20 protein-coding genes are annotated in these 25034 nt (G+C 74.4%); 14 read left to right on the forward strand and 6 right to left on the reverse strand.

Translation table 11 applies throughout. The features are described from left to right. Positions 1-65: 65 nt before the first annotated feature. Together ACFSJS_RS07355 and ACFSJS_RS07360 are read left to right on the forward strand one after the other, a co-directional pair. A complete protein-coding gene (locus ACFSJS_RS07355; protein ID WP_380898051.1) occupies positions 66-1136 on the forward strand; it encodes a LacI family DNA-binding transcriptional regulator in 1071 nt (356 codons plus the stop codon). A 69-nt stretch (positions 1137-1205) separates the two neighbouring features. Then, positions 1206-2336 (forward strand): GDSL-type esterase/lipase family protein, encoded by a 1131-nt coding sequence (locus tag ACFSJS_RS07360; RefSeq protein ID WP_380898054.1) that lies wholly within the window; start codon positions 1206-1208, stop codon positions 2334-2336. 50 nt (positions 2337-2386) lie between these two features. Here the strand turns inward: ACFSJS_RS07360 and ACFSJS_RS07365 are convergent, their stop codons facing one another. After that, entirely contained in the window at positions 2387-2905 is a 519-nt protein-coding gene (locus tag ACFSJS_RS07365) for an ATP-binding protein (RefSeq protein WP_380898056.1), read from the reverse strand. Between the two features lie 236 nt (positions 2906-3141). Here ACFSJS_RS07365 and ACFSJS_RS07370 point away from each other — a divergent pair, with 236 nt between their 5' ends. Beyond that, entirely contained in the window at positions 3142-3378 is a 237-nt protein-coding gene (locus tag ACFSJS_RS07370; protein WP_380898058.1) for a DUF397 domain-containing protein, read from the forward strand. Between the two features lie 194 nt (positions 3379-3572). Next, the gene (locus ACFSJS_RS07375; protein ID WP_380898060.1) at positions 3573-4478 is read left to right on the forward strand and encodes a helix-turn-helix domain-containing protein; all 906 of its coding nucleotides are present in this window, start codon (positions 3573-3575) and stop codon (positions 4476-4478) included. An 82-nt stretch (positions 4479-4560) separates the two neighbouring features. Here ACFSJS_RS07375 and ACFSJS_RS07380 read toward each other — a convergent pair whose 3' ends face one another. Both ACFSJS_RS07380 and ACFSJS_RS07385 read right to left on the reverse strand, forming a co-directional pair. Continuing rightward, positions 4561-5376: an SAM-dependent methyltransferase gene (locus tag ACFSJS_RS07380; protein ID WP_380898062.1), complete on the reverse strand. Its 816-nt coding sequence runs from the start codon at positions 5374-5376 to the stop codon at positions 4561-4563. Between the two features lie 274 nt (positions 5377-5650). Beyond that, positions 5651-6667, reverse strand: coding sequence for a LacI family DNA-binding transcriptional regulator (locus ACFSJS_RS07385; protein WP_380898064.1), 1017 nt, complete (start codon positions 6665-6667; stop codon positions 5651-5653). 288 nt (positions 6668-6955) lie between these two features. On the opposite strand from ACFSJS_RS07385, the gene ACFSJS_RS07390 reads away from it, so the two are divergent. From ACFSJS_RS07390 to ACFSJS_RS07410, 5 genes are all read left to right on the forward strand, one after another. Next, positions 6956-8257, forward strand: a complete 1302-nt coding sequence (locus ACFSJS_RS07390) for an ABC transporter substrate-binding protein (RefSeq protein ID WP_380898066.1) — start codon at positions 6956-6958, stop codon at positions 8255-8257. Positions 8258-8409: 152 nt separating this feature from the next. Continuing rightward, positions 8410-9450, forward strand: a complete 1041-nt coding sequence (locus ACFSJS_RS07395; protein ID WP_380898068.1) for a carbohydrate ABC transporter permease — start codon at positions 8410-8412, stop codon at positions 9448-9450. Between the two features lie 17 nt (positions 9451-9467). Next, positions 9468-10394 carry a carbohydrate ABC transporter permease gene (locus tag ACFSJS_RS07400; RefSeq protein WP_380898070.1) on the forward strand — a complete coding sequence of 309 codons (927 nt, stop codon included), beginning with the start codon at positions 9468-9470 and terminating at the stop codon, positions 10392-10394. Positions 10395-10498: 104 nt separating this feature from the next. Continuing rightward, positions 10499-11953, forward strand: a complete 1455-nt coding sequence (locus ACFSJS_RS07405) for a GH1 family beta-glucosidase (protein WP_380898072.1) — start codon at positions 10499-10501, stop codon at positions 11951-11953. Between the two features lie 157 nt (positions 11954-12110). After that, positions 12111-13121, forward strand: coding sequence for a hypothetical protein (locus ACFSJS_RS07410; protein ID WP_380898074.1), 1011 nt, complete (start codon positions 12111-12113; stop codon positions 13119-13121). A gap of 18 nt (positions 13122-13139) precedes the next feature. On the opposite strand, the gene ACFSJS_RS07415 is transcribed toward ACFSJS_RS07410, so the two are convergent. Beyond that, positions 13140-13559, reverse strand: coding sequence for a DnaJ family domain-containing protein (locus ACFSJS_RS07415; protein WP_380898076.1), 420 nt, complete (start codon positions 13557-13559; stop codon positions 13140-13142). A gap of 83 nt (positions 13560-13642) precedes the next feature. Beyond that, a complete protein-coding gene (locus ACFSJS_RS07420; protein WP_380898078.1) occupies positions 13643-15178 on the reverse strand; it encodes an ATP-dependent DNA ligase in 1536 nt (511 codons plus the stop codon). A gap of 167 nt (positions 15179-15345) precedes the next feature. Between ACFSJS_RS07420 and ACFSJS_RS07425 the strand changes: the two genes are divergently transcribed. The 3 genes from ACFSJS_RS07425 (at position 15346) to ACFSJS_RS07435 (ending at position 23068) form a co-directional block, all read left to right on the forward strand. Next, the gene (locus ACFSJS_RS07425; protein WP_380898080.1) at positions 15346-15966 is read left to right on the forward strand and encodes a dihydrofolate reductase family protein; all 621 of its coding nucleotides are present in this window, start codon (positions 15346-15348) and stop codon (positions 15964-15966) included. Between the two features lie 395 nt (positions 15967-16361). Then, positions 16362-20417: a HAMP domain-containing protein gene (locus tag ACFSJS_RS07430; protein ID WP_380898326.1), complete on the forward strand. Its 4056-nt coding sequence runs from the start codon at positions 16362-16364 to the stop codon at positions 20415-20417. 80 nt (positions 20418-20497) lie between these two features. Next, a complete protein-coding gene (locus ACFSJS_RS07435; protein ID WP_380898083.1) occupies positions 20498-23068 on the forward strand; it encodes a SpoIIE family protein phosphatase in 2571 nt (856 codons plus the stop codon). A 115-nt stretch (positions 23069-23183) separates the two neighbouring features. Here ACFSJS_RS07435 and ACFSJS_RS07440 read toward each other — a convergent pair whose 3' ends face one another. Then, positions 23184-23615, reverse strand: coding sequence for a DUF2000 family protein (locus ACFSJS_RS07440; protein WP_380898085.1), 432 nt, complete (start codon positions 23613-23615; stop codon positions 23184-23186). Between the two features lie 49 nt (positions 23616-23664). Between ACFSJS_RS07440 and ACFSJS_RS07445 the strand changes: the two genes are divergently transcribed. Together ACFSJS_RS07445 and ACFSJS_RS07450 are read left to right on the forward strand one after the other, a co-directional pair. After that, the gene (locus ACFSJS_RS07445) at positions 23665-24615 is read left to right on the forward strand and encodes an AraC family transcriptional regulator (RefSeq protein ID WP_380898087.1); all 951 of its coding nucleotides are present in this window, start codon (positions 23665-23667) and stop codon (positions 24613-24615) included. A gap of 100 nt (positions 24616-24715) precedes the next feature. Then, positions 24716-25012, forward strand: a complete 297-nt coding sequence (locus ACFSJS_RS07450; RefSeq protein ID WP_380898089.1) for a hypothetical protein — start codon at positions 24716-24718, stop codon at positions 25010-25012. Positions 25013-25034: the final 22 nt, after the last annotated feature.

Consider the following 25034-nt stretch of genomic DNA (forward strand, 5'->3'; position numbering starts at 1 on the left):
CGGAGTGATCCACGCCACATTCGGGCCGCCGCGGGGGGCCGGCGGGCCCGTGGGAGCATGGCCGCGTGAGAGCCAGCCTGAAGGACGTCGCCGCCCGCGCCGGGGTGTCCGTACGCACCGTGTCGAACGTCGTCAACGGCGCGGCCTCCGTGTCCGAGAAGACCCGCGAGCGCGTCCAGCGGGCCCTGGACGAGCTGGGCTACCGGCCCAACCTGGCGGCCCGCAGCCTGCGGGCCGGGCGCACGGGTCTGATCGGACTGGTGGTCCCCGAACTCCACTCGCCCTACTTCGGGGAGCTGGCGGGGCTGGTGGTGGAGGCCGCGCAGCGCCGCTCCTGGACGGTCATCATCGACCAGACGCACGGCCGCGCCGACGTGGAGCGCCGCCTGCTGGAGGGCACCCACGCCCCGATCGTCGACGGCCTGATCATCAGTCCCTGGGCCCTGGGCGCGGAGGAGCTGGCCGAGCGGGCGGGTGCCACGCCGATGGTGCTGCTGGGGGAGCGGGACCCCGGGCGGCTGGCGGACCACGTGGCCGTGGACAACGTCCTGGCGGCCGACGAGGCGACCCGCCACCTGCTGGAGGCCGGGCGCCGCCGGATCGCGGCGATCGGCCCGCAGCCCGGCCTGCGCAACGGCACCGCCGAACAGCGCCTGGCCGGCTACCGCCGGGCGCTGCGGCGGGCCGGCCTGGACCCCGACCCCGCGCTGGAGGTGCCCGTCGCCACGCTGCACCGCGCCGCCGGCGCCCGGGCGATGGCGCGGCTGCTCGACGCCGGCGGGCCGGCGCCCGACGCGGTCTTCGCCTTCAGCGACGAACTCGCCCTCGGCGTCCTGCTCGTGGCGCGGGAGCGGGGTCTGCAGGTCCCCGGGGACCTGGCCGTGGTCGGCTTCGACGACGTCGAGGACGGCCGGTACGCCAACCCGTCGCTCACCACCGTCAGCCCGGACAAGGCGCAGATCGCCGAGCGGGCCCTGCAGTGCCTGGCCGACCGCATATACAGCCCCGGCAGCGCAGTGCCCCCACAGCGCATCACCGTCCCGCACCGCCTGGTCGCCAGGGAGAGCACCGGCCATCCCCGGCCCCGCGTGGAGGAGGCCGCGGACCGGACGGACGGCCGCGGACCGGCTTCTTGACGCCGCGCCGGCGCGCTGGCTTGATGTCTTCTGATGGGAGCGCTCCCACTCCGTCGGAAGGAAACCTCGATGCCCAGACACCGCACCCGCCTCCTGCGGGGGGCCCTGGCCTCCCTCTCCCTCCTCGCGGGGCTGCTCGGCGCGGGGCCGTCCGCGGCCGCCGCGGCCGCGGACGGAGCCCCGGCCCAGGGCGCCCCGGCGGCCCGGAACGCCCCGGCCCCCCTGGCGGCCCCGGCCGCCGGTCCGGTGCGGATCATGCCGCTGGGTGACTCGATCACCGGCTCGCCGGGCTGCTGGCGTGCGCTGCTGTGGAACCGGCTCCAGGCCGCGGGCCACACGAACGTCGACTTCGTCGGGACGCTCGGCCCCCAGGGGTGCGGGCAGCCGCACGACGGCGACAACGAGGGGCACGGCGGCGCGCTGGTGACCACCGTGGCCGAACGGAACCAGTTGCCCGCCTGGCTCTCCGCGACCCGGCCGGACATCGTTGTCATGCACTTCGGCACCAACGACGTCTGGAGCAACCGCTCCCCGGACGCGATCCTCGCCGCCTACAGCACCCTGGTGGACCAGATGCGGGCGAGCAACCCGCGCATGAAGGTGCTCGTCGCGCAGATCATCCCCATGGATCCCGAGACCTGCGGCGAGTGCGCCCGGCGCGTCGTGGCCCTCAACGAGCGGATCCCGCAGTGGGCCCGCGCCGAGAGCACTGCCGAGTCCCCGGTGGTGGCGGTCGACCAGTGGACCGGCTTCAGCACCGCGGAGGACACCTACGACGGCGTCCACCCCGACGCCTCCGGGGACGAGAAGATCGCCGCCCGCTGGTTCCCCGCCCTGGCCGGCCTGCTCTCGGGGGGAGGCACCGGGGAGCCGGGCGGCCCCGGCGAGGACGGGGCCGCCTGCACGGCCTCGTTCCGGGCCGCGTCCGTCTGGCAGGGCGGGTACCAGGGGGAGGTGACGGTGCGGAACACCGGCGGCGTGCCGCTGGCCGGCTGGTCGGTCGGGATCACCCTGGACGGCGGGGCGCGGATCACCCAGGCGTGGAACGGCACCCTGGAGGCGGGGGCCGGCGGCACCGCCACGGTGCGCAACGCGGCCTGGAACGGGGCCCTCGCGGCCGGGGCGAGCACGTCCTTCGGGTTCGTCGCCACCGGGGGGAGCGCCTCGGCGACCGTCGACTGCACCGCCACGGCGGGCTGACACCGCGGGGCCCGTCGCGCCCGGCACGACGGGCCCCGCGGCCTCGTCCCCTACGGCGCGCCGTCCACGGGGACGGCGGCCCAGACCGTCTTGCCGGCACTGCCGGGCGGCGACCAGCCCCACCGCCGGCTGAGGGAGTCGACGATGTGCAGCCCCCGCCCCCGCTCGGCGAGGTGGTCGGGTTCCCTGACGACCGGCGGGACGGAACTGGGGTCGGAGACGGCGCACAGCACGGTGCCGTCCCGCCACAGCAGGCCCAGCCGTACGGGGCGTCCGGCGCGCGGGCGCCGCGGGGAGGCCGCCGTCCCGTGGCGCAGGGCGTTGCCCACGAGCTCCGACACCACGACCGCGATGTCACCGGCGAACGCGCCCAGCCTCCACCGCGCCAGTGCCCGGACCGCGAACTCCCGCGCCGCGGCCGCGCTCCGGGGGGCCGGGCCGATGCCGCACACCGCGAGCGCCCCGGCCGCCGGGACGGACCGCAGGCAGGTGCGGGGCGGCACGGGGCCGAGCTCCCGGGTGATGCCGGGCCAGTGGCCGGGAAGCTCCGCCAGCAGAACGTCACTCACCGAAGTCGTCGGACGAGCCGTCATCGCGAGCTCCCACCGTGCCTGCCGGGAATCGGTCCCTGAAACCGCCTTGCCGGGGCTACTATCCTCGACTGGCACATGCCGCTGCAAGCGCATCTGCACTTACAGATGTAATTGCAGCGGGCCGATCCCACACGCAGAGTGATGGAACGTCATGGACCGCGGCCCGGCCTGAGGGGTGGCAGCGCAGGGTTGCGGCCAGTGAAGGGACGACAATGCAGCAGATCGCCAACGGCGTACGGGCCACGGAGATCGAGGGCGCGGTGTGGCGCAAGAGCCGCCGCAGCAACCCCAACGGCAACTGCGTCGAGCTGGCGCCGCTGCCGGGCGGGGCGGTGGCCGTCCGCAACTCCCGCCACCCCGACGGACCCGCCCTCGTCTACACGCGCGACGAGATGGTGGCGTTCCTCCAGGGCGCCAAGGACGGCGACTTCGACGACATGGTCGGCTGAGGCGCGGCAGGGGCCCGGCGACCGGGGCCGTCCCGGCGCCGGCCCGGCGGAGTCGGCCCGGCCGCGGGCGGGCGAGGGCGGCCGCAGGGCCGTTCGGACGGGCGTCCGAACGGGGAGACGCGGAGAGGTCGCTGTACGCTGCGGCGCCCGCGGTGGCACACTGAGTGTCTGTCCCTTCACTCAGGAGAGCAAGCATGGCCGCCGAATCGAGCCGCTCCTTGTCGATAAAGCGCTACATCGAGCATCCCAAGGGAAGCCCGACGGTCCTGCGTCTGGTGGTCGGCTCCCAGCTGCGGCGGCTGCGCAAGGAGCGCGGCATCGACCTGGAGGAGGCGGCCAAGGCGATCCGCGGCTCCACCGCGAAGGTCAGCCGCCTGGAGCGCGGTCAGGGGGCCTGCAAGGAGCGCGACGTCGCGGACCTGCTCACCCTCTACGGGGTGCTGGACGAGGACGAGCGGGCGGACTTCCTCGCCCTGACCCGCCAGACCGGCACCCGCGGCTGGTGGCACCGGTACAGCGACGTCCTGCCGGGCTGGTTCGACCGGCACATCGGCCTGGAGGAGGCCGCGGCCGTCATCCGCACCTACGAGGTGCAGTTCGTCCCCGGCCTGCTCCAGACGGAGGACTACGCCCGCGCCGTGATCCTCCTGGGACACCCCCGCGCCTCCGCCCACGAGAACGACCGCCGCGTGCAGCTGCGCATGGAGCGGCAGAACCTGCTCACCCGCCCGGACGCGCCCCGGCTGTGGGCCGTGCTGGACGAGGCCGCGCTGCGCCGGCCGCTCGGGGGCGTCGAGGTGATGCGCGGCCAGCTCCGCCACCTGATCGAGACGGCCCGCAGACCCAACGTCACCCTCCAGGTGGCGCCGTTCAGCGTCGGCGGGCTGGCCGCCGCGGGCGGGCCGGTGACGATACTGCGGTTCCCCGAACCGGACCTGCCCGACGTGGTCTACCTCGAACAGCTCACCAGCGCCCTCTACCTGGACAAGGAGGAGGACGTCGACCACTACCTGTCCATCATGGACCGGCTGTGCGCGGTCGCCGAGACGCCCGCGAGCAGCACGGCGTTCCTGGAGGGGCTCCTGGCCGAACTCGGCTGACGTCCGACCCGGCCGGCGGACGGCCGCCGGACGCGGGCCGGGCCCGCACCGCCGGAGTGCGGGCCCGGCGGCCGCCGGCGCCTCAGGGCTTCCGGCCGACGCCCCCGTACTCCTTCCACTCCCAGGTGCGCTGCCGGGGGCCGACGTCGGAGTCGGGCCGCCAGGTGGAGACCTCCACCAGCCCCGGCTCCAGCACCTCCAGCCCCTCGAAGTAGGCGTCGACCTCGTGGGGTTCCCTGACCCGGCCCCAGTTCCCGCCCGTGCTGGTGTCCATGAACTCGGTCACCGCGCGGCGCGTCTCGGCGTCCTCGCTGACCAGCTGGCAGATCACCAGGAAGCTGCCCGGCGCCAGCCGGCCGGCGACCCGGCGTATGAGCCCGGCCGGGTCCTTGGAGTCGGGGATGCAGTGCAGCACCGAGTTGAACAGGGCGACGACGGGCCGGTCGAAGTCGATCAGCCGGCGGGTGTCCGGGTGGTCGAGGATGCTGCCGGTGTCGCACATGTCCGCCTGGATGACGGCGGTGTTCTCGTTCTCCGCCAGCAGGGCGCGGCCGTGGGCCAGGACGATGGGGTCGTTGTCCACGTAGACCACGCGGCAGTCCTCGTCCACCCGCTGCGCGACCTGGTGGACGTTGTCCTGGGTGGGCAGCCCCGACCCGTGGTCGATGAACTGCCGCATGCCGTACTCCCGGGCGAGGATGCGCACCACGCGCTGGAGGAAGCGGCGGTTGTTCAGGGCCAGTTCCTGGGTGCTGGGCACCACCTCCAGGAGCTTCTCGGCCGCCTCGCGGTCGACGGCGTAGTTGTTCTTGCCCCCCAGGTAGTAGTCGTACATCCGCGCCGCGGTGGGGACGTTGACGTCGACGACGCTGGAGAGCGGATCCCTGACCTGATTCATCCGGGCTTTCACAACCTTCCCGCCTGGCAGGCGTGTTGGGCGACAGGAGCGGCACTCGCCGGGTGGCCCATGCTGCCAGTCCACCAGAGGTTCCGCCGCCGAAACGGTCACTTCCCGGCCGCTTCGCGGAAGGGGGGTGCGCCCCGGGCCGCCACCGTGGACGCCGGCGGTGCGCAAGGCGGCGGCCATGGCGCACCGGAGGCGCTCGGCGCACCGCATCCGGCGCAGGCGGGCGGCGGAGCCGGACGCCGGGCGGCCACCGAACCGGTCCCCGTCAGGTGGAGGCGCGGACCGTCAGCGAGGTCGGCAGGACGACGTGGTGCCGGGCGCTCCCGGGCTCCTCGATCTCCTGCAGCAGCAGCTCGGTGATCATCCGGCCGATCTCCTCGACCGGCTGCCGCACGCTCGTCAGGGGCGGATCGGTGTGCCGGGCGACGATCGAGTCGTCGAAGCCGACCACCGCCACGTCGTCCGGAACGCGCCGCCCGTGCCGCCGCAGTTCGGCCAGCGCGCCGGCCGCCATCACGTCCGAGGCGGCGAAGACCGCGTCCAGGCCGGGCCGGCGCTCCAGCAGGGCGCGCATCGCCGAACGGCCGCCCTCCTCGGTGAAGTCCCCGGTCCCGACCAGCTCCCCGTCCACCGGCCGCCCGGCCTCGCCCAGCGCCTCCCGCCAGCCCTGCAGCCGGCTGCCACCGACGTCCATGTCCATCGGCCCGGTGATCGTTGCTATCTCCCCCCGGCCGCGTTCCAGCAGGTGGCGCACGGCCGCGCGGGCACCGCCCACGTTGTCGGAGTGCACGTGGTTGAGGGGCTCGTCGGCCCGGCGCCGCCCGGCCAGCACGGTCGGCAGGCCCAGCTCCTCCAGCAGCCCGGGCAGGGGGTCGTCGCGGTGCACCGAGACCAGCAGGACCCCGTCGACCCGGCGCGCGGTGAGGAAGCGGGTGAGCTGGTCCATCTCCCGCTGGTCGCGGACCAGGGTGAGCAGGAGCTGGATCTGGGTGCCCGCGAGCCCGGTGCTCACCCCGCGGATCACGGCGGAGAAGTAGGGCTCGGAACCCAGGCGGCTCTCCGACTCCGGTATCACCAGGGCGATGGAGTCGGTCCGGCTGGTGACCAGGCTGCGCGCCACGGAGTTGGGGACGTAGCCGAGCTCGGCGATCGCGGCCTGCACCGCCGCCCTGGCCTCGTCGCTCACCAGGGGGGAGCCGTTGAGTACCCGGGAGACGGTGGTGCGCCCCACGCCGGCCCGGGCCGCCACGGTCTTGATCGTCGGCCGCCGAGTGGCCCCCAAGGCTTTCCCGCCTTCCTCTGCTCCACCGCGCCGCGTACGGCGCTCACCAGCGCATTGTGCCAGACGGGCGGTCGCCGCCCGCTGCGGCGGCCGGGGCGCCCGGACCGCGTCCGCGGAAGGGAATCCGTTCCCGCTCCTTGACACCGGACGCCTCGGACGGGGAGTCTGCCACAACTCGGTGGGAACGATCCCACCGTCCAATGGGAACGTTCCCACCCGGCTCGGGTCCGGAACATTCCCCACCTTTTTCCGCACGCGGTGACGGACCGCGCCCGCAGGGAGGACGCCATGGGCAGAGCCCGCAAGCTGTTCGGTACAAGGGTCGCGGCCGCCGCCTCGGCCGCCGCGCTCGCACTCGTCGCGGGCTGCGGAGGCGACGGATCGGGCGACGGGAAGTCCGAGGACGGCAAGACCGTCGTCACCATGGGCCTGTACGGCGTGATGGGGATCAAGGAGACGGGCCTCATCGAGAAGTACATGGAGGAGAACCCGGACGTCCGCATCGAGGTCGAGGTCGCCGGCGACGAGCAGACGTACTACACGGCCCTGCAGACCCGGCTGGCGGCCGGCAGCGGCCTGAAGGACATCCAGGGCATCGAGGTCGCCCGCGCCAAGGAACTCGTCGACACCCGGGCGGACAGGTTCGCGGACCTCTCCGGCGCGGGCGACACCAGCCACTTCCTGCCGTGGAAGCTGAACCAGGTCGCCACCGGGGACGGCAAGGTCATCGGCCTGGGCACCGACATCGGCCCGATGGCGGTGTGCTACCGCAAGGACATGTTCGAGAAGGCGGGCCTGCCCACGGACCGCGAGGAGGTCGCCGCCCTCTGGGAGGGCGACTGGTCGAAGTACGTCGAGGTGGGCAAGGAGTTCAAGGCCGGCTTCGGGGACGACGGCGTCGCCTACATGGACGCCGCCAGCGGCCTGTTCAACGCCATGATCTACGGCCACTCCCAGCAGTTCTACGACAAGGAGGGCAACCTGGTCCACCAGGACAACCCGGTGATCCGGGAGGCCTGGGACCTGGCCGTGGAGGCCGCGCAGGACGGGCTGACCGCCAAGCTCCGCCAGTTCCAGCCCGGCTGGGACCCCGGACTGGCCAACAGCACCTTCGCCACCGCCGTCTGCCCGGCCTGGATGCTCGCCCACATCAGCGAGAAGGCCGGCCCGGCCAACAAGGGCAAGTGGGACGTCGCCCGGGCCCCCAAGGGCGCCAACTGGGGCGGCTCCTTCCTCGGGGTGATGGAGAACAGCCCCGTCAAGGAGGAGGCCAAGAAGCTGGTCGCCTGGCTGACCGCTCCCGAGCAGCAGGAGCACATCTTCAAGGAGATCGGCAACTTCCCCTCGTCCGCGAAGGCGCTGGAGTCCGCCACGGTGACCGGAGCGACGTCCGAGTACTTCAGCGACGCCCCGATCGGGGAGATCTTCGGAGCCGCCGCCAAGGAGATCCCCGACGAGCAGGTGCTCGGTCCCAAGGACGGCACGATCAAGGACACCTTCTCCCAGGGCCTCCAGCTCGTGGAGCAGGGCAAGAGCCCCGAGGAGGCGTGGAGCACCACCGACGAGCGCGTCCGCAAGGCCGTCGACTGACCCGCTTCGACTCCCGCCCTGCCCCGAGGTCCCCGGCGGCCCCCGCCTCCCCGCGAGGCCGCCGGGGACCTCACCCCGCGCGACCCCGGGACGCCCCAGCGGCCCGGAGGAGCCCCGACGCCCCAGGACCATCCCAGGAAGGAAAGCCCTCCGTGGCCACCTCCACCCCGGCACCCGGCACCGGCGGGCCGCACAGCGGCACACCGGAAGCCCCCTCCAAGGAAGGGCCGGCCGGTCCGCTCCCGCCGGCCCCCCGGCGGGGGGCGGGCCGCCCCCGCCAGGCGCGGAGCACCCTGCTCCACCGCTTCGACATCAAGGCCGCGCCCTACGCGTTCGTCGCCCCGTTCTTCGTCGTCTTCGCCGCCTTCAGCTTCTACCCGCTGCTGTACACCTCCTGGCTCTCCCTCCACGACGTGGAGCTGGCCACCCTGGACCTGATGGAGTGGAAGGGCTTCGGCAACTACACCGAGCTCTGGCAGGACGAGCAGTTCTGGAACGCCCTGCTGAACACCTTCACCATCGGGGTGATCTCCACCGTCCCGCAGCTGCTGATGGCCCTCGGCCTGGCGCACCTGCTCAACTACAAGCTGCGCGGCTCGGCCTTCTTCCGCGTCGCCGCCCTCACGCCCTACGCGACCTCCGTCGGCGCCGCCGCCCTGGTCTTCACCATGCTCTTCGAGCGCGACTTCGGAATGATCAACTGGGCGCTCGGCCACCTCGGGTTCGACAACATCGACTGGGAGGGCGAGAAGTGGCCGGCCCAGCTGGCCATCTCCTCCATCGTGATCTGGCGGTGGACCGGCTACAACGCCCTGCTGTACCTGGCCGCCATGCAGGCCATCCCCAAGGAGCGCTACGAGGCCGCCGCCATCGACGGCGCCTCCCGCTGGCAGCAGTTCACCCGGGTCACCATCCCCGGCATCCGCTCCACGATCGTCTTCACCATCGTGCTGTCCACCATCGGCGCCACCCAGCTCTTCGGTGAACCGCTGATCTTCGGACAGGGCCCCAACGGCGTCAGCGGCGGGGTGGACAACCAGTACCAGACCCTCGGCCTGCTCCTGTACGAGCAGGGCTGGAGGAACTACGAGATGGGCCGGGCCGCCACGGTCGCCTGGGCGATGTTCCTGCTGCTCGTCCTGATCTTCGTCCTGCAGCGCCTCGTCCGGCGCCTGATGACCCGCACGTCCTGACCAGGGAGCGGCAACCCATGACCACCGACACCGTCCCGCCCCGGGCGGACGCCCCCGAACCGGCGGCGGACCGCAACCCGCCCCGCGGCCGCGGGCCCCGCCTGAGCCTGCGCACGGGCGCGGGCCGCCAGCACCACGCCGGGCCGCTGGCCTACGTCCTGCTGATCGGGGCCTCCCTGCTCTCCCTCTTCCCGCTGTACTGGACGATGGTGGCGGCCTCCACCGACAACACCCGCGTCTCCCAGACGCCGCCGCCGTTCCTGCCCGGCCCGAACCTGCTGGACAACCTCGCCACGGCCTGGGAGGACGCGGCGATGGGCAAGGCGCTGGTCAACAGCACCATCGTCGCCGGGGCCATCGCCCTGTCCACCGTGCTCTTCGCCACCCTGGCGGGCTTCGCCTTCGCCAAGCTGCGCTTCCGCGGCCGCAACATCCTGCTGATGCTGGTCATCGGCACCATGATGATCCCGCCGCAGCTCGGCGTCGTACCGCTGTTCATGATGATGACCGAACTGGGCTGGGGCCAGAAGCTGCCCGCGGTCATCTTCCCCACGCTGGTGAGCGCCGTCGGCGTGTTCTTCATGCGGCAGTACCTCGGCGAGGCGCTGCCCGACGAACTCGTCGAGGCCGGCCGGGTCGACGGCGCGCACAGCCTGCGGATCTTCTGGAGCATCGTCCTGCCGGTCGCGCGGCCGGCGATGGCGGTGCTGTTCATGATCACCTTCGTGCACGCCTGGAACGACTTCTTCTGGCCCTTCATCGTGCTCGACATGACCAACCCCACCATCCCGGTCGCCCTCACCCAGCTCAGCGCGGGCTACATCCGCGACCAGTCGGTCATCATGGCCGGCGCGCTGCTGGGCACCCTCCCGCTGCTGGTGATGTTCGTCGTCTTCGGACGGCAGATCGTCGGCGGCATCATGCAGGGCGCGGTCAAGGGCTGACCCGGCCCGCGGCCGGCCCGGCTCACGGCCGGTCCGGCCCACGCGGCACCGGGCCCGTCCCCGCCCGGTCCCGTCCACACCACCACCTACCCGGAAGGACCTCAGTGGCCACCGCATCCCGTACCGCCGAACCCGCTCCGGCGACCCCGACCGTCCGCAGGTTCCCGCCCGGTTTCCTGTGGGGCACCGCGACCGCCGCCTACCAGATCGAGGGAGCCGCCCGCGAGGACGGCCGCACCCCCTCCATCTGGGACACCTACTCCCACACCCCCGGCAGGACCCGCAACGGCGACACCGGCGACATCGCCTGCGACCACTACCACCGCTGGCGCGAGGACGTGGCGATCATGTCCGAGCTGGGCGTGGGCGCCTACCGCTTCTCCGTCTCCTGGCCGCGCGTGCAGCCCACCGGCAGCGGCCCGGCCTCGCGCAAGGGCCTGGACTTCTACAGCCGCCTGGTCGACGAGCTGCTGGACAAGGGCATCCGGCCCGTGGTCACCCTCTACCACTGGGACCTGCCCCAGGAACTGGAGGACGCCGGCGGCTGGCCCGAGCGCGCCACCGCCGAGCGCTTCGCCGAGTACGCGGGAATCGTCGCCGGCGCCCTCGGCGACCGGGTGGCGACGTGGACGACGCTCAACGAGCCCTGGTGCTCGGCCTTCCTCGGCTACGGCTCGGGCGTCCACGCCCCCGGCCGCACCGACCAGGCCGACGCCCTGCGCGCCGCCCACCACCTCAACCTCGCCCACGGCCTGGGCGTCCAGGCGCTGCGGGCCGCGCTGCCCGCCGAGGCGCAGACGTCGGTCACCCTCAACCTCCACCACGTGCGGTCCCTGACCGACGGCGAGGCGGACCGGGACGCGGCCCGCCGCATCGACGGCACCGCCAACCGGATCTTCACCGGCCCCATGCTGCGCGGTGAGTACCCCGAGGACGTCCGGCGGGACACCGCCCACCTGACGGACTGGTCCTTCGTCCGCGACGGCGACCTCGCGCACATCCACCAGCCGCTGGACTTCCTCGGCGTCAACTACTACAGCCCCACGCTCGTCTCCGCCGCCACCGGCTCCGCCTCGCACAACGCCGACGGGCACGGCGCCAGCGAGCACAGCCCCTGGCCGGGCGGCGACGACGTCGCCTTCCACCGCACCCCGGGCCCCACCACGGCCATGGGGTGGACGGTGGACCCCGAGGGGATGTACGAGCTGCTGGTGCGGGTGGGGGAGGACTTCCCCGAACTGCCGGTGGTCATCACCGAGAACGGCGCGGCCTTCGACGACTACGTCGACCCCGAGGGCCGGGTCGTGGACCCCGACCGGATCTCCTACCTGCACGGCCACCTGACGGCGGTGCACCGCGCCATCGAGGCCGGCGTCGACGTCCGCGGCTACTTCCTGTGGTCCCTGCTGGACAACTTCGAGTGGGGGTACGGCTACAGCAAGCGGTTCGGCGCCGTCTACGTCGACTACGCCACCGGCCGGCGCATCCCCAAGGAGAGCTCCCGCTGGTACGCCCGCGTCGCCCGCGACGGCGCCCTGCCGCCCGGCCCGCGGGACTGACGGCACCGCACGCGGGCGGGGCCCGGCCACCGCGGTGGCCGGGCCCCGCCCGCTCGGGGAGAATGCGGGAGACGCCGGAGCCGGCCGCCGGACGCACCGCGGGCCGCGCGCCCGCGGGGGAGGGGACACAGCGGTGAAGGTCCGGCGGGCCCGGGAGGTGGCGGCTGAGTGGGCCGCCGAGCAGGTCGCGCGCGACGGCGCCCTCGTCGGCGCCTTCCTGAGCGGGTCGGTGCTCTGGCTGGACGACGACGCCGACCTGCCCGCCACCTCGGACGTGGACGTCACGGTCGTCACCGAGGGGGAGCAGGCACTGCCGGTGGCGGGCAAGTTCCCCCGCGACGGCGTCCTGCTGGAGGCCACCCCGCTGCCCTGGGCCGAACTCGTCCCCGCCGAGCGGGTGCTGTCCACCTACTACCTGGCCGGCAGCTTCCACCGCCCGCGCATCCTGGCCGACCGCGACGGCCGCCTGGCCGCGCTGCGGGACGCCGTCGCCCCGCGGTACCCCCGGCGCCCCTGGGTGCTCAGGCGCTGCGCGAGCGCCGAGCGCCGCATCACCGACGGGCTGGACGCGCACGACCCGGCGTCCCCCTGGCCCCGGCAGGTCATCTCCTGGCTCTTCCCCACCGGGGTGACCACGCACGTCCTGCTGACGGCCGGGCTGCGCAACCCCACCGTCCGGCTGCGCTACTGCGCGGTGCGGGACCTGCTCACCGGCCTGGGCAGGCCGGACGTCCACGAGGAACTGCTGGAGCTGCTGGGCTGCCGGGAGCTGACCCCCGACCGGGCCGAGCACCACCTGCGGGCCGTGGAGGAGGTCTTCGAGGCCACCGTGCCCGTCGCCGGGCGGGGCACCCCGTTCCCCTTCGGCTCCGACATCACCGCCGCGGCCCGGCCGGTCGCGATCGACGGCAGCCGGGAGCTGATCGAGCGCGGACTGCACCGCGAGGCGGCCTTCTGGATCACCGCCACGTACGCCCGCTGCCTGACGATCCTCCACCGCGACGCCCCGGACCGCCACGACGCCCTCGCGCCCGGATTCGCCGGCCTCCTGGCCGACCTGGGCATCGACTCCCGCGCCGACCTGCTGCGCAGGGCCGGCGAGACCCGCGCCTTCCTGCGCCGGCTGGCCCGGGAGGTGGCCGCCGCCACCCCGGAGGTCCGGGACTGAGCCGCGGCCCGGCCGCCGTCAGGCGGAGCGGTGCCCGTCCCGTCCGCGCCGCTCGCGCCACTCGCGCACGACGTCCTCGGCGTCCAGGGGCCGCAGGTTCAGCGGCGGGCCGGGGGGCGGCATCCGCAGCGCCGCCCGGATCCTCTCGTTGACCTCCGCCACGATCCGCCGTGCCTCCGGCTCGGAGGCGGCCCGGACCGCCGCGGCCCGGGCGTCCTCGGCCTCCTTGCGCAGGGCCAGGGCGGGCGGCAGGTACGACAGGCCCTCGCGCTTCATCTTCTTCCGCACCCACCACAGGTCGTCGTAGGGCGCGTCCAGGTCCGGCAGGGGCCTGCCCATGCCCGGCAGGCCGTCGAACGCACCGCGCTCGGCGGCCTCGCGGATCTGCCGGTCGGCCCAGGTCTCGGCATCGACACCGGGCGGCCTGCGCTCGGTCACGGTGGCTCCCTCCACTCCGCGGGGGCGCCCGGGGGCGCCCGTACCGACCAGGTTACGGGCAGAGCGGTGCCGGGGGCAGGGCGTCACCGGGCGAAGGCGAGCACCGTCTCCACGGTGTCCGCCTCGGCGGCCGTCTTGTCCTCCCGGTAGCGCACCACCCGCGCGAACCGCAGCGTCACCCCCTCCGGATAGCGGGGCGAGCGCTGCACGCCGTCGAAGGCGACCTCCACCACCAGCTCCGGCCGCACCGCCACCGTGCCCCCCTCACCGCCGGTGGACAGCTCCAGCAGCCGCTCGGTCTGCCAGGCCAGGAGCGTGTCCGTCAGCCCCTTGAAGGTCTTGCCGAGCATCGCGAAGGAGCCGTCCGCCCGCCGCGCGCCCAGATGGAGGTTCGACAGCCTTCCGGTGCGCCGCCCGTGCCCCCACTCGGCGGCCAGCACCACCAGGTCCAGGGTGTGCACCGGCTTGACCTTCACCCAGGAGGCGCCGCGCCGCCCCGCGGCGTAGGCGGAGCCCAGCGCCTTGAGCACGACGCCCTCGTGTCCGCGCTCCAGGGCCAGCGCGGCGAAGTCCCGCGCCCGGGCCCGGGCCGCCGCGTCCCCCGGGTCGGACACGACGGTCCGGCGCACGCGCATCGGCTCGGGCACCACGCGGGCCAGCTCCGCGTGCCGCTCGGCGACGGGCCGCTCCAGCAGGTCGCGACCGTCCACAGAGAGCAGGTCGAAGAAGACCGGGGAGAGCGGCAGCTCCGCACGGGCCCGCTCCACGTCCAGCCGCGACCCCACCCGCCCGGCGACCTCCTGGAACGGGCGCGGCCGGCCGTCCGGCCCCGGCGCGATCACCTCGCCGTCCAGCACGGCCCGCGCGGTGCCCAGGCCGCGGGCGGCCTCCACCAGCTCCGGCACCCGGTCGGTGATCTCCTCCAGGGTGCGGGTGAAGACCCGCACGTCCGCGCCGTCGACGTGCACCTGGACCCGGATGCCGTCGAGCTTCTCCTCCACCGCGCACGGACCGAGCCCGTCCACCGCCTCGTCCACGTCCTTGGCGGTGCGGGCCAGCATCGGCAGGACGGGGCGCCCCACGCCCAGCCGGAACTCCTCCAGCGCGCCGCCCCCGCGGGCCAGCAGCGCCTCGGCGACCGCGCCGAGCGAACCGCCCACCATCACCGCCCGCCGCACCCCGTCGGGGTCCGCGCCCACCGCGGCGGCCAGCCCCTCCACGGCGAACGCGTCCAGCGCGCCCTGGCGCAGCTCGCCCGCGAGCAGCCGCACCAGGAAGCGCTGCTCGGCGGCGGTGGCGGCACCCAGCAGGGCCTGCAGCCGCCGGACCCGCCCGGCCTGCGCGCCCTTGCCCGACACGGCGGCGATCCCGTCCAGGGCCCGGTGCACCTCCCGCACCGACAGCGAGGGCTCCGCGGCCGGCGGGACGGGCTGCGCCAGCGACCTCCAGCCGAGACCCGTCCTGCGCTGCGGGATCCTGCCCGCCAGGTAGGTGATCACGATCGGGGCGTCACCGGGCCCGGCGGTGCGGAACAGTCCGGCGAGCAGGGCGACCTTCTCGGTGCGCGAAGCGGTGCCCGCGACCCGCTCGGAGGTGCGGGCGACATCGGCCAGCAGCATGGATCCCTCCTCGTCCCGGGCGGCCCCCGCACGGCGTGTCGGCGCGCCGGGGAGAGCCGGGGCAACGGGCGGACCGGGGGCGATGAGTTCCCGGCCCGCCCAGGGTCCTACCCCGTGGGGCCCGGCGCATCCGGTCCCCCGCGCGAACCCCGAGGGAAGGCAGCACCATGGCGAAACTGACCCTGACCGCGTTCACCACTCTCGACGGCGTCGTCCAGGCACCGGGCGGGCCGGACGAGGACCGCGACGGCGGCTTCGAACACGGCGGCTGGCTGGTGCCGTACGCCGACGAGGACACGGGCCGGTTCATGGGGGAGGTCTTCCGGGCCGCGACCGGCTTCGTGCTCGGCCGCAGGACCTACCAGATCTTCGCCGCCTACTGGCCCCGCGTCACCGACGGGGACGACCCCATCGCGTCCGGTCTCAACACCCTGCCCAAGTACGTCGCCTCCAGGACGCTGGAGAAGGCCGACTGGGCGGGCAGCACCGTGCTCGCCGGCGACGCCCCGCGGGAGGTCGCCGCCCTCAAGGAGCGCCTGGAGGGGGAGCTGCAGGTCCACGGCAGCGGCACCCTGGCGCGCAGCCTGATGGCGCACGGCCTGATCGACGAGTACCGGCTGCTGGTCCACCCCGTCCTGCTGGGCACCGGAAAGCGCCTGTTCGCCGACGGCGCCGCGCCGACCGCGCTGGAGCTGACCGGCAGCCGGACGACCGGCGCCGGGGTGGCGATCCACACCTACCGGGCGGCGGGGCGGCCCGGCTACGGTGCGTTCGACTCGGAGGGGTGACCCGGACCGGCGGCGCGGGCCGGGCGGCGGCGCGGGCCCTCGGGAGCGCACCGCCCCCGGGCGCGTCCGTACGGGGCGAAGGGGCGGTCGCGGCGGGCGTCCCCGCCGCCGCGTCGCGGCCCGGTCCCGCCGAGGCGGGCCCGGCCCCTCCGGCCCCGGCCCGCCCGCCGTCCCGTGTGCACGGAATCTCCCCAAGTCCTGCCGAGGGGACGGATTCGGTGACCCGATCGTGGTGGGGTAACCTCGCCCTGTTTGCATGTTTGCCGCGCGGCGAACATGGCGGCCCTGTCGACGTGGAGCGTCCGCGCCCGCCGTCCGCCCCCCGCGTGACCGCGGGAGACGGTGGTCGTGTGCGTGGCGAGCCCTGGCGGCTTACGAGCGGAGCGATGGCGGACATGGTGGACACCTCGGTCGGCGAACCGCGTCCGGCGGGGCGTGGCAAGGCCCCCCGGCCCAGGAGCGCGGGCAGGGCGGGCGAGCAGGAGCTGCGGCAGCTCCTGGCGGGTCTGACGGCCGTGCGCGACGGGGACTTCGGCACCCGGCTGCCGGACGGCGCCGACGGACTCCTCGGTGAGATCGCCACGGTGTTCAACGGCATGGTCGACCAGCTGTCGCTGTTCACCTCCGAGGTGACCCGCGTCTCCCGGGAGGTCGGCAGCGAGGGCCGGCTCGGCGGCCAGGCGCAGGTGCCCGGGGTCGGCGGGGCCTGGCGGGACCTGACCGACTCGGTCAACTTCATGGCCGGCAACCTCACCACCCAGGTCCGCTCCATCGCCCAGGTCACCACCGCGGTCGCCAAGGGCGACCTGTCGCAGAAGATCACCGTCGACGCGCGCGGGGAGATCCTGGAGCTGAAGGAGACCATCAACACGATGGTCGACCAGCTCTCCGGCTTCGCCGACGAGGTCACGCGGGTGGCCCGTGAGGTGGGCACCGAGGGCAAGCTGGGCGGCCAGGCCGACGTCAAGGGCGTCTCCGGCACCTGGCGGGACCTGACCGACTCGGTCAACTTCATGGCCGGCAACCTCACCGGCCAGGTCCGCAACATCGCCCAGGTGGCCACGGCGGTCGCCAAGGGCGACCTCACCCAGAAGATCCGGGTGGACGCGCGCGGGGAGATCCTGGAGCTGAAGGAGACCATCAACACGATGGTCGACCAGCTCTCCGGCTTCGCCGACGAGGTCACGCGGGTGGCCCGTGAGGTGGGCACCGAGGGCAAGCTGGGCGGCCAGGCGACGGTGCGCGGGGCCTCGGGCACCTGGAAGGACCTGACCGACTCCGTCAACGTGATGGCGTCCAACCTCACCGGCCAGGTCCGCTCCATCGCCCAGGTCGCCACCGCCGTCGCCCGCGGCGACCTGTCGCAGAAGATCACCGTCGAGGCCAAGGGCGAGGTCGCGGCCCTCGCCGACGTGATCAACACCATGGTCGACACGCTCTCGGCGTTCGCCGACGAGGTGACCCGCGTGGCCCGCGAGGTGGGCACCGAGGGCATCCTCGGCGGCCAGGCCCGGGTGCCCAACGTGGCGGGCACCTGGAAGGACCTGACCGACAACGTCAACTCGATGGCGAACAACCTCACCGGCCAGGTCCGCAACATCGCCCAGGTGACCACCGCCGTCGCCCAGGGCGACCTCACCCGCAAGATCGACGTCGACGCGCGCGGGGAGATCCTGGAGCTGAAGACCACCATCAACACGATGGTCGACCAGCTCTCCGCGTTCGCCGCCGAGGTCACGCGCGTGGCCCGGGAGGTCGGCAGCGAGGGCCGGCTCGGCGGCCAGGCCGAGGTCGAGGGCGTCTCCGGCACCTGGAAGCGCCTGACGGAGAACGTCAACGAGCTCGCGGGCAACCTCACCCGCCAGGTCCGCGCCATCGCCGAGGTCACCAGCGCCGTCGCCGAGGGCGACCTGACCCGCTCCATCACCGTCGACGCCTCCGGCGAGGTGGCCGACCTCAAGGACAACATCAACTTCATGGTGCAGTCCCTGCGGGAGACCACCCGGGCCAACCAGGAGCAGGACTGGCTCAAGACCAACCTGGCCCGCATCTCCAGCCTGATGCAGGGCCGCCGCGACCTGGCGGTCGTCGCCGAGCTCGTCATGGACGAGCTGACCCCGCTGGTCGGCGCGCAGTACGGCGCCTTCTACCTCGCCGAGGAGGACGCCGGCGGCGAGACCGAGCTGCGCCTCATCGGCTCCTACGGCCACCCCGCCGTCGCCGAGGACGCCGAGGCGCCCCGCTTCCGGCTCGGCCAGTCCCTGGTCGGCCAGGCCGCCCGCAGCCGCCGCACCATCACCGTCGACGACCTGCCCGCCGGCTACGTCACCGTCTCCTCCGGCCTGGGCGCCACCGACCCCACCAGCCTGATCGTGCTGCCGATCCTCGCCGAGGACCAGGTGCTCGGCGTCATCGAGCTGGCCTCGGTCACCCCCTTCACCGCCGTCCACAGGGACTTCCTCGGCCAGCTGATGGAGACGGTGGGCGTCAACGTCAACACCATCGTCGCCAACGCCCGCACCGACGAGCTGCTGGAGGAGTCCCAGCGCCTGGCCGCCGAGCTCCAGTCCCGCTCCGAGGAGCTCCAGGTCCAGCAGGAGGAACTCCAGCGCTCCAACGCCGAGCTGGAGGAGAAGGCCGCCCTGCTGGTCTCCCAGAACCGGGACATCGAGACCAAGAACCTGGAGATCGAGCAGGCCCGGCAGGAGCTGGAGGAGCGCGCCCAGCAGCTGGCACTGGCCTCCAAGTACAAGTCGGAGTTCCTGGCCAACATGAGCCACGAACTGCGCACTCCGCTCAACAGCCTGCTGATCCTCGCCCAGCTCCTGGCCCAGAACCCCACCCGCAACCTCACCCCCAAGCAGGTCGAGTACGCGGGCATCATCCACTCCGCCGGTTCCGACCTGCTCCAGCTGATCAACGACATCCTGGACCTGTCCAAGGTCGAGGCCGGCAAGATGGACATCAACCCCGAGCGCGTCCCGCTGCGCCGCCTGCTGGACTACGTCGAGGCCACCTTCCGGCCGCTCACCACCCAGAAGAGCCTCGACTTCACCATCACCACCGCGCCGGGCGTCCCCGTGGACCTGTTCACCGACGACTCCCGGCTGCGGCAGGTGCTGCGCAACCTGCTCTCCAACGCGGTGAAGTTCACCGAGTCCGGCAGCGTCCGGCTGCGCATCGAGCCCGTCGCCCCCGACGAGCTGCCGCCCACCGTCCGGCTGCACGGCTCGGCCGTCGCCTTCCGGGTGGAGGACACCGGCATCGGCATCCCCGAGCAGCAGCTGGAGACCATCTTCGGGGCCTTCCAGCAGGCCGACGGGACCACCAGCCGCAAGTACGGCGGCACCGGCCTGGGCCTGTCCATCAGCCGTGAGATCGCCTACCTGCTGGGCGGCGCCGTCACCGCCGAGAGCGTCCCCGGCCAGGGCAGCACCTTCACCCTCTACCTGCCCGTGGCGCGGCCCGACTTCACCGCCGCGCCGCCCGCCGGGCAGGACGGCACCGCCTCCGCCGAGCAGGCCGCGCCGGCCGGCGGCGCGGCGGAGCCGGCCGGAGCCCCCGCGCCGCCCCCGCGCCCGCAGAAGCGGCGGCTGCTCGTCATCGAGGACCGCCCCCGCGGCCTGCTCTCCCTCGTCGCCGAGAACGCCGCCACGGACCTCGCCGAGGGCGCCCAGGGCCCGGACGACCCGCGCGGACCGGTGGAGATCGTCACCGCCGTCGGCGCGCAGGAGGCCGCCGCCGCGCTCGCCGCGGAGGCCTGCCACTGCGTGGTGCTCCAGCTCGACATGGCCGACGGGACGGCGCTGGGCTTCCTGGAGGCCATGGACGGCGACGCGGCCCTGCGCCGCGTCCCGGTCCTGGCCCACAACAACCGGCGCCTGGACCCGGAGCAGGAGCGGGCCCTGCAGTCCCGCGCCGGCAGCCGTCCGGTGGAGCTGCTCTCCAGCCTGGACGAGCTGCGCGAGCGCATCGCCCTGCACCTGACCGCCGAGGAGCCGGGGGACGTGCTCCCGCTGGTGCGCTCCGAGGAGGCGGCCGCCGAGCCGTTCGCGCCGCGCGAGTTCGACGGCGCGCTGGCGGGCCGCACCGTGCTCGTCGTCGACGACGACGCCCGCAACGTCTACGCGCTCACCGGCATCCTCGAACTCCACGGGATGCACGTGCTGCACGCCGACAACGGCCGCAGGGGCATCGAGACCCTCACCGCCCACCCCGGTGTGGACCTGGTGCTGATGGACGTGATGATGCCGGAGATGGACGGCTACGCCGCGACCGCGGCGATCCGCGCCATGCCCGAGCACGCGGGGCTGCCCATCATCGCGGTGACGGCCAAGGCGATGCCCGGGGACCGGGAGAAGACCATCGCGGCCGGCGCCAACGACTACGTCACCAAGCCGCTGGACGCCCGCGACCTCATCGCCTGCATCCGGCGCTGCCTCGACGTGTAGCCGCGCACCCGCACACCCCGCGGTCCCGCGGCAGCCCGCAGGACCGGCCCCCGCCGAACACCGCCTTGAGGAGCAGCGCAGTGGACACCCAGCGACCGGACGAGCCCGTCCGCGGGGACGGGACGCCGAGCGCTGCCCCGGAGGCGGCCGCCGCCGGGACGGACACCGCCGCCGGGGCCGCCGCGCCGGGCGGCGGGGGCCTGGTGCCCGGCGGGCGGCGGCCCTACGAGGGGTACGTGTACGAGAGCCGGCCGCGGCAGGAGTCCGAGGACGCCGCCGAGGAGAACCTCGGCAGACTGGCGGCCACGGTCGAGCGGCTCCGCCGGGAGGTGCGCGAGGCCCACGCGGCGGCCGAGGGCCGCGCCCTGATCGAGATGGCCAAGGGCATCCTCGTCGAGCGGCTGGGCTGCGGCCCCGCGCAGGCGGCCCGGCAGCTGGACACCCTCGCCGACCAGGCCGGCGTCTCCCGGCTGGAGCTGGCCGCCGACCTGATCAACCAGGCGGCGCGCGACCGGCTCACCGAGGCCGCCCAGGAGTTCCTGGCCCGGGCCCGCCAGGGGGAGCGCGGGAGCCGGGGAACCGACGGGGAGGGGCAAGGCGGCGGGGACGGCGGGGACTCCCCCTCGCTGTCGGTGCGGCTGCGCACCGCGGAGAGCGGCGCGCTGGCCGCCGACGACACCCAGGCCGTCGCCGAGTCCCTGCTGGAGCACGCGCTCACCCCGCTGGGCGCCATGGCCGTGGCCATCTGGGCCGCCGGCACGGACGCCTCCCTCACCCTGGCCGGCTCCGCCGGGTTCGCCGCCGAGGAGGCCGCCCGCTGGCACTACGTCCCCCCCGGCGTGGCGACGCTCGCCCGGCGGGCCCTCACCGAGCGCCGCGCCGTGTGGTTCCACTCCCCGGCCGACTCCCAGCTGCCCACCCTGGGGCGCAGGCAGGCCCCCGACGGCTGCCGGGTGACGGTCCCCGCCGACAACGGCGGCCGCATCCTGGGGGTGCTGGAGATCTGCTGGCCCGGTCCGCTGGAGCCGCAGCCCCCGCAGGTCCAGCGGCAGCTGGAGGCCCTGGCGGAGCTGTGCGCCCACACCCTCGACAGCCGCCCCCCGGCCCCCGCGGACCCCGCCGGCGTCGTGCGGGACCAGGGCGTCTCGGAGCTGGTGGACTTCGCCGACGGCCTGCTGGACCCGGCGCTGGTCCTGGTGCCCCACCGGGACGCCGAGGGACGGCTCGCCGACTTCCGCGTCCACCACGTCAGCAGCAACTTCGTCGACCCCGCCGGACGTCCGCGCGCCGCCGTGGCGGGGGCGCTGGTGACGGAGGCGTACCCGCTGGCGATGGGCGAGAGCGGACTGTTCCAGAAGATCGAGCACGTCCACGCCACCGGCGAGTCCTTCCGCGCCGAGCGGATGGTGCTGCGCGCCCTGGTCGGCCAGGTGCCGCTCACCGTGGAGGCGGCCGTCAGCATCAGCCGCCACGGCGAGAACGTGCTGCTCATCTGGCGGGTCCAGGACGAGGCCGCACGGCTGGCGAGCGTCCTGCAGCACGCCCAGCGGCTGGGCCGCATCGGCGGTTTCGAGGAGAACCTCGTCACCGGCGAGATCCTCTGGAACAGCCAGCTCTTCGCCCTCCACGGACTGCCGCCCACCGCCGCGCCGATCCCCCTGGAGCAGCTGCCCGCCCACACCCACGCCGACGACGAGGCCGCCATAGGGCGCTTCCTGCGCACCCTGCTGCACCACCGCCGGCCCGCCTCCACGGCCTTCCGCCTCCGGCGGACCGACGGGATCGTGCGGCACATCCGCGTGGTCGCCGAGCCCGTCGCGGACTCCGCGGGACGCCTGGTCGCGGTGCGCGGCGCCTACCAGGACGTCTCCGCCCAGCACTGGACCGAGGTCGCGCTGGGCGCCACCCGCGACCAGCTCGCCCAGACCGAGCAGCAGGCCGCCGAACGCAACCGCATGGCGCTCCAGCTCCAGCGCGCCATCATGCCGCCCACCCGCGGTCCCATCGACGCGGGCGGCCTCCACATCGCCGTCCGCTACCGCCCCGCCGAGAAGGACCACCTCGTCGGAGGCGACTGGTACGACGCCGTCGTGCTGCCCTCCGGCCAGGTGCTGCTCTCCGTCGGCGACGTGGCGGGCCACGGCATCGAGGCCGCCACCGGCATGGTCGTCCTGCGCAACGCCCTGCGCGGCCTGGCCACCACCGGCGCCGGCCCCGCCCAGATCCTGTCCTGGCTCAACACCGTCGCCCACCACCTCACCGAGAACGTCACCGCGACCGCCGTCTGCGGCCTGTACGACCCCGCCACCCGCACGCTGCGCTGGGCACGGGCCGGGCACCCGCCGCCGGTGCTGGTGCGCGGGGAGCGGGCCGGCGCCCTGCCGCTGGTCGGCGGACTGCTCCTCGGCGCGGTCCCGGAGGCGGTGTACGAGGAGGAGCGGCTGACGCTGGAGGGCGGCGACATGCTGCTGATGTACACCGACGGCCTGATCGAGCGCAGGGACCGCTCCCTGCAGGAGTCCCTGGACCAGCTGCTGGCCGTCGCCCGGGACGCCGACGCCACCTTGGAGAAGCAGCTCGACCGCCTGCTGACCTACAGCAACGCCGACACCGACGACGACACCTGCATCGTCGGCGTCCGGATGAGCTGAGAGGCAGGCGCCGACCGCCGCGGCGATCCGGTTCCGGCCCCACCGCACCGGGCCGCCCGGGAACAGCGGGCCCCGGCCGGGCGCCGGCCTGCGCCGCCCGGCCGGAAGCCGGTGCTCAGGGGTGCATGCGGGCGCCCTTGAGCACCTTGTCGACCGCGTTGCGCGGCCCGTACACGGCCAGCCCCACCAGGTCCAGCCGGTCCCCCGGCACGGCCCGTACCGCCGCGCGGTTGTCCCGGTCGTTGCCGGTGGCGAACAGGTCGGAGGTGAACACCGACCGGGGCAGCGAGCGGGACAGGGCACGGCGGTGCGCGGCGGCCAGCGTCTCCGCCGCCCCCTCGAGGACCAGGACGGGCTGGCGGAACATGGGCAGGTACGGGGTGCCGTCGGCGTCGGCGTACGGCTCCCCGATCACTTCGGGGACTTCCGTGCCCAGACCGCTGACCAGGAACGCGGTCACATTCAGCCGCTGCCAGGACTCCAGGTCCTCGCGCAGCAGGACGGCGATCTTGGTGTCGAACCGCACGGGGGTGTTCTCGGTCGTCATGCCCCGAGGCTTCCAGCCGCCCCGCGGCACCTTCTTGTACGTTCTTGGCATGCCGGCACGGTACGAGGTCTCCGCGTGGCGCCCGCAGGTCCCGGGGGTCGTGGAGGTCCTCCACGCCCGTTTCACCGACCACGCGTACCCGATGCACGTCCACGACGTGTGGACCCTGCTGATCGTGGACGACGGTGCGGTCCGCTACGACCTGGACCGCCGCGAGCGCGGCACCCTGCGCGACACGGTGTCCCTGCTCCCCCCGCGGGTGCCGCACAACGGCTCGCCCGCCACCCCGCAGGGCTTCCGCAAGCGGGTGCTCTACCTGGCCCCGGACCACCTGGGCGAGAGCTTCGTCGGTCCGGCGGCGGACGGCCCCGACCTGGTCGACCCCCTGCTGCGCCGGCGGGTCGGGCAGTTGCACTCGGCCCTGTCGCGCCGGGGCGACGAGCTGGAGGCGGAGAGCCGTCTCGCCCTGATCGGGGAACGGCTGCGCAGCCATCTGCGGCCCCGGCTCGCCGCCCGGCCGCCCGGGACCGACCGCGGCGTGGCCCACAGCCTGCGCGAGCTCCTCGACGAGCGGCTGCTTTGCGGCGTGAGCCTGGACGAGGCCGCGAAGCTGGTCCACGCCCACCCCACGCACCTGGTGCGGGCGTTCACCGCGGCCTTCGGCATCGCCCCGCACCAGTACCTGGTGGCCCGCCGGGTCGACCGGGCCCGACGGCTGCTCCTCGACGGCAGGCCCCCCGCAGAGGCGGCCGCCGCGGCCGGCTTCTACGACCAGTCGCACCTGACCCGGCACTTCACCCGGCTCGTGGGCGTCACCCCCGGCCGCTACGCCCGCGGGGCCCGCGCCCCGGGGCGGCGGCGGTCCGGGGCGCAGCCGCCGACCGCGCGAGGGGGAGGAGCGCGGGAGGAGCCGGCGGGCGGGACCCGGGGGCCGTCCGGCCCGGCCCCCGCGCGCCGGAGGGACCCGCCGCCTCCGCCGGTGCCCGCACCGCGGGAATGAGGCGCCTGCGCGGTGCCCGCCGTTTTCGGGCGCGGTCACCGGGTACCTGCGCGGTGCGTCAGAACGCGACACACTGCGACACACTGCGAGGACCACGGCCATGGGCGAAGCGAACAGGCACCCGGAGCAGGGCGAGGGCGAGCGGGGCCGGGAGGCGGAGCACCGCACCGACCCGGCCGACCGCGGCCCCGGGGCCCACTCCGGCAGCGAGAGGCAGATGGAGCACCGCGCCGTCCCCGGCACGGCGTCCGCCGCCGAGGGGTTCTCCGGGGGCGGCACCGTCGAGGGGGAGCCGCTCAAGGGCGTCGAGCTGGAGGGCACCGGCGGCACGCGGGAGGGCGACCAGGAGGTGGGCCCCGGGGAGGAGTCCCACGGCAGGAACACCCAGGGGGACTGAGCCGGCCCCGGGGCGGGGCCGC

This window comes from Streptomyces desertarenae (genome assembly GCF_042681365.1).
GTDB classification, from domain to species: Bacteria; Actinomycetota; Actinomycetes; order Streptomycetales; family Streptomycetaceae; genus Streptomyces; species Streptomyces desertarenae.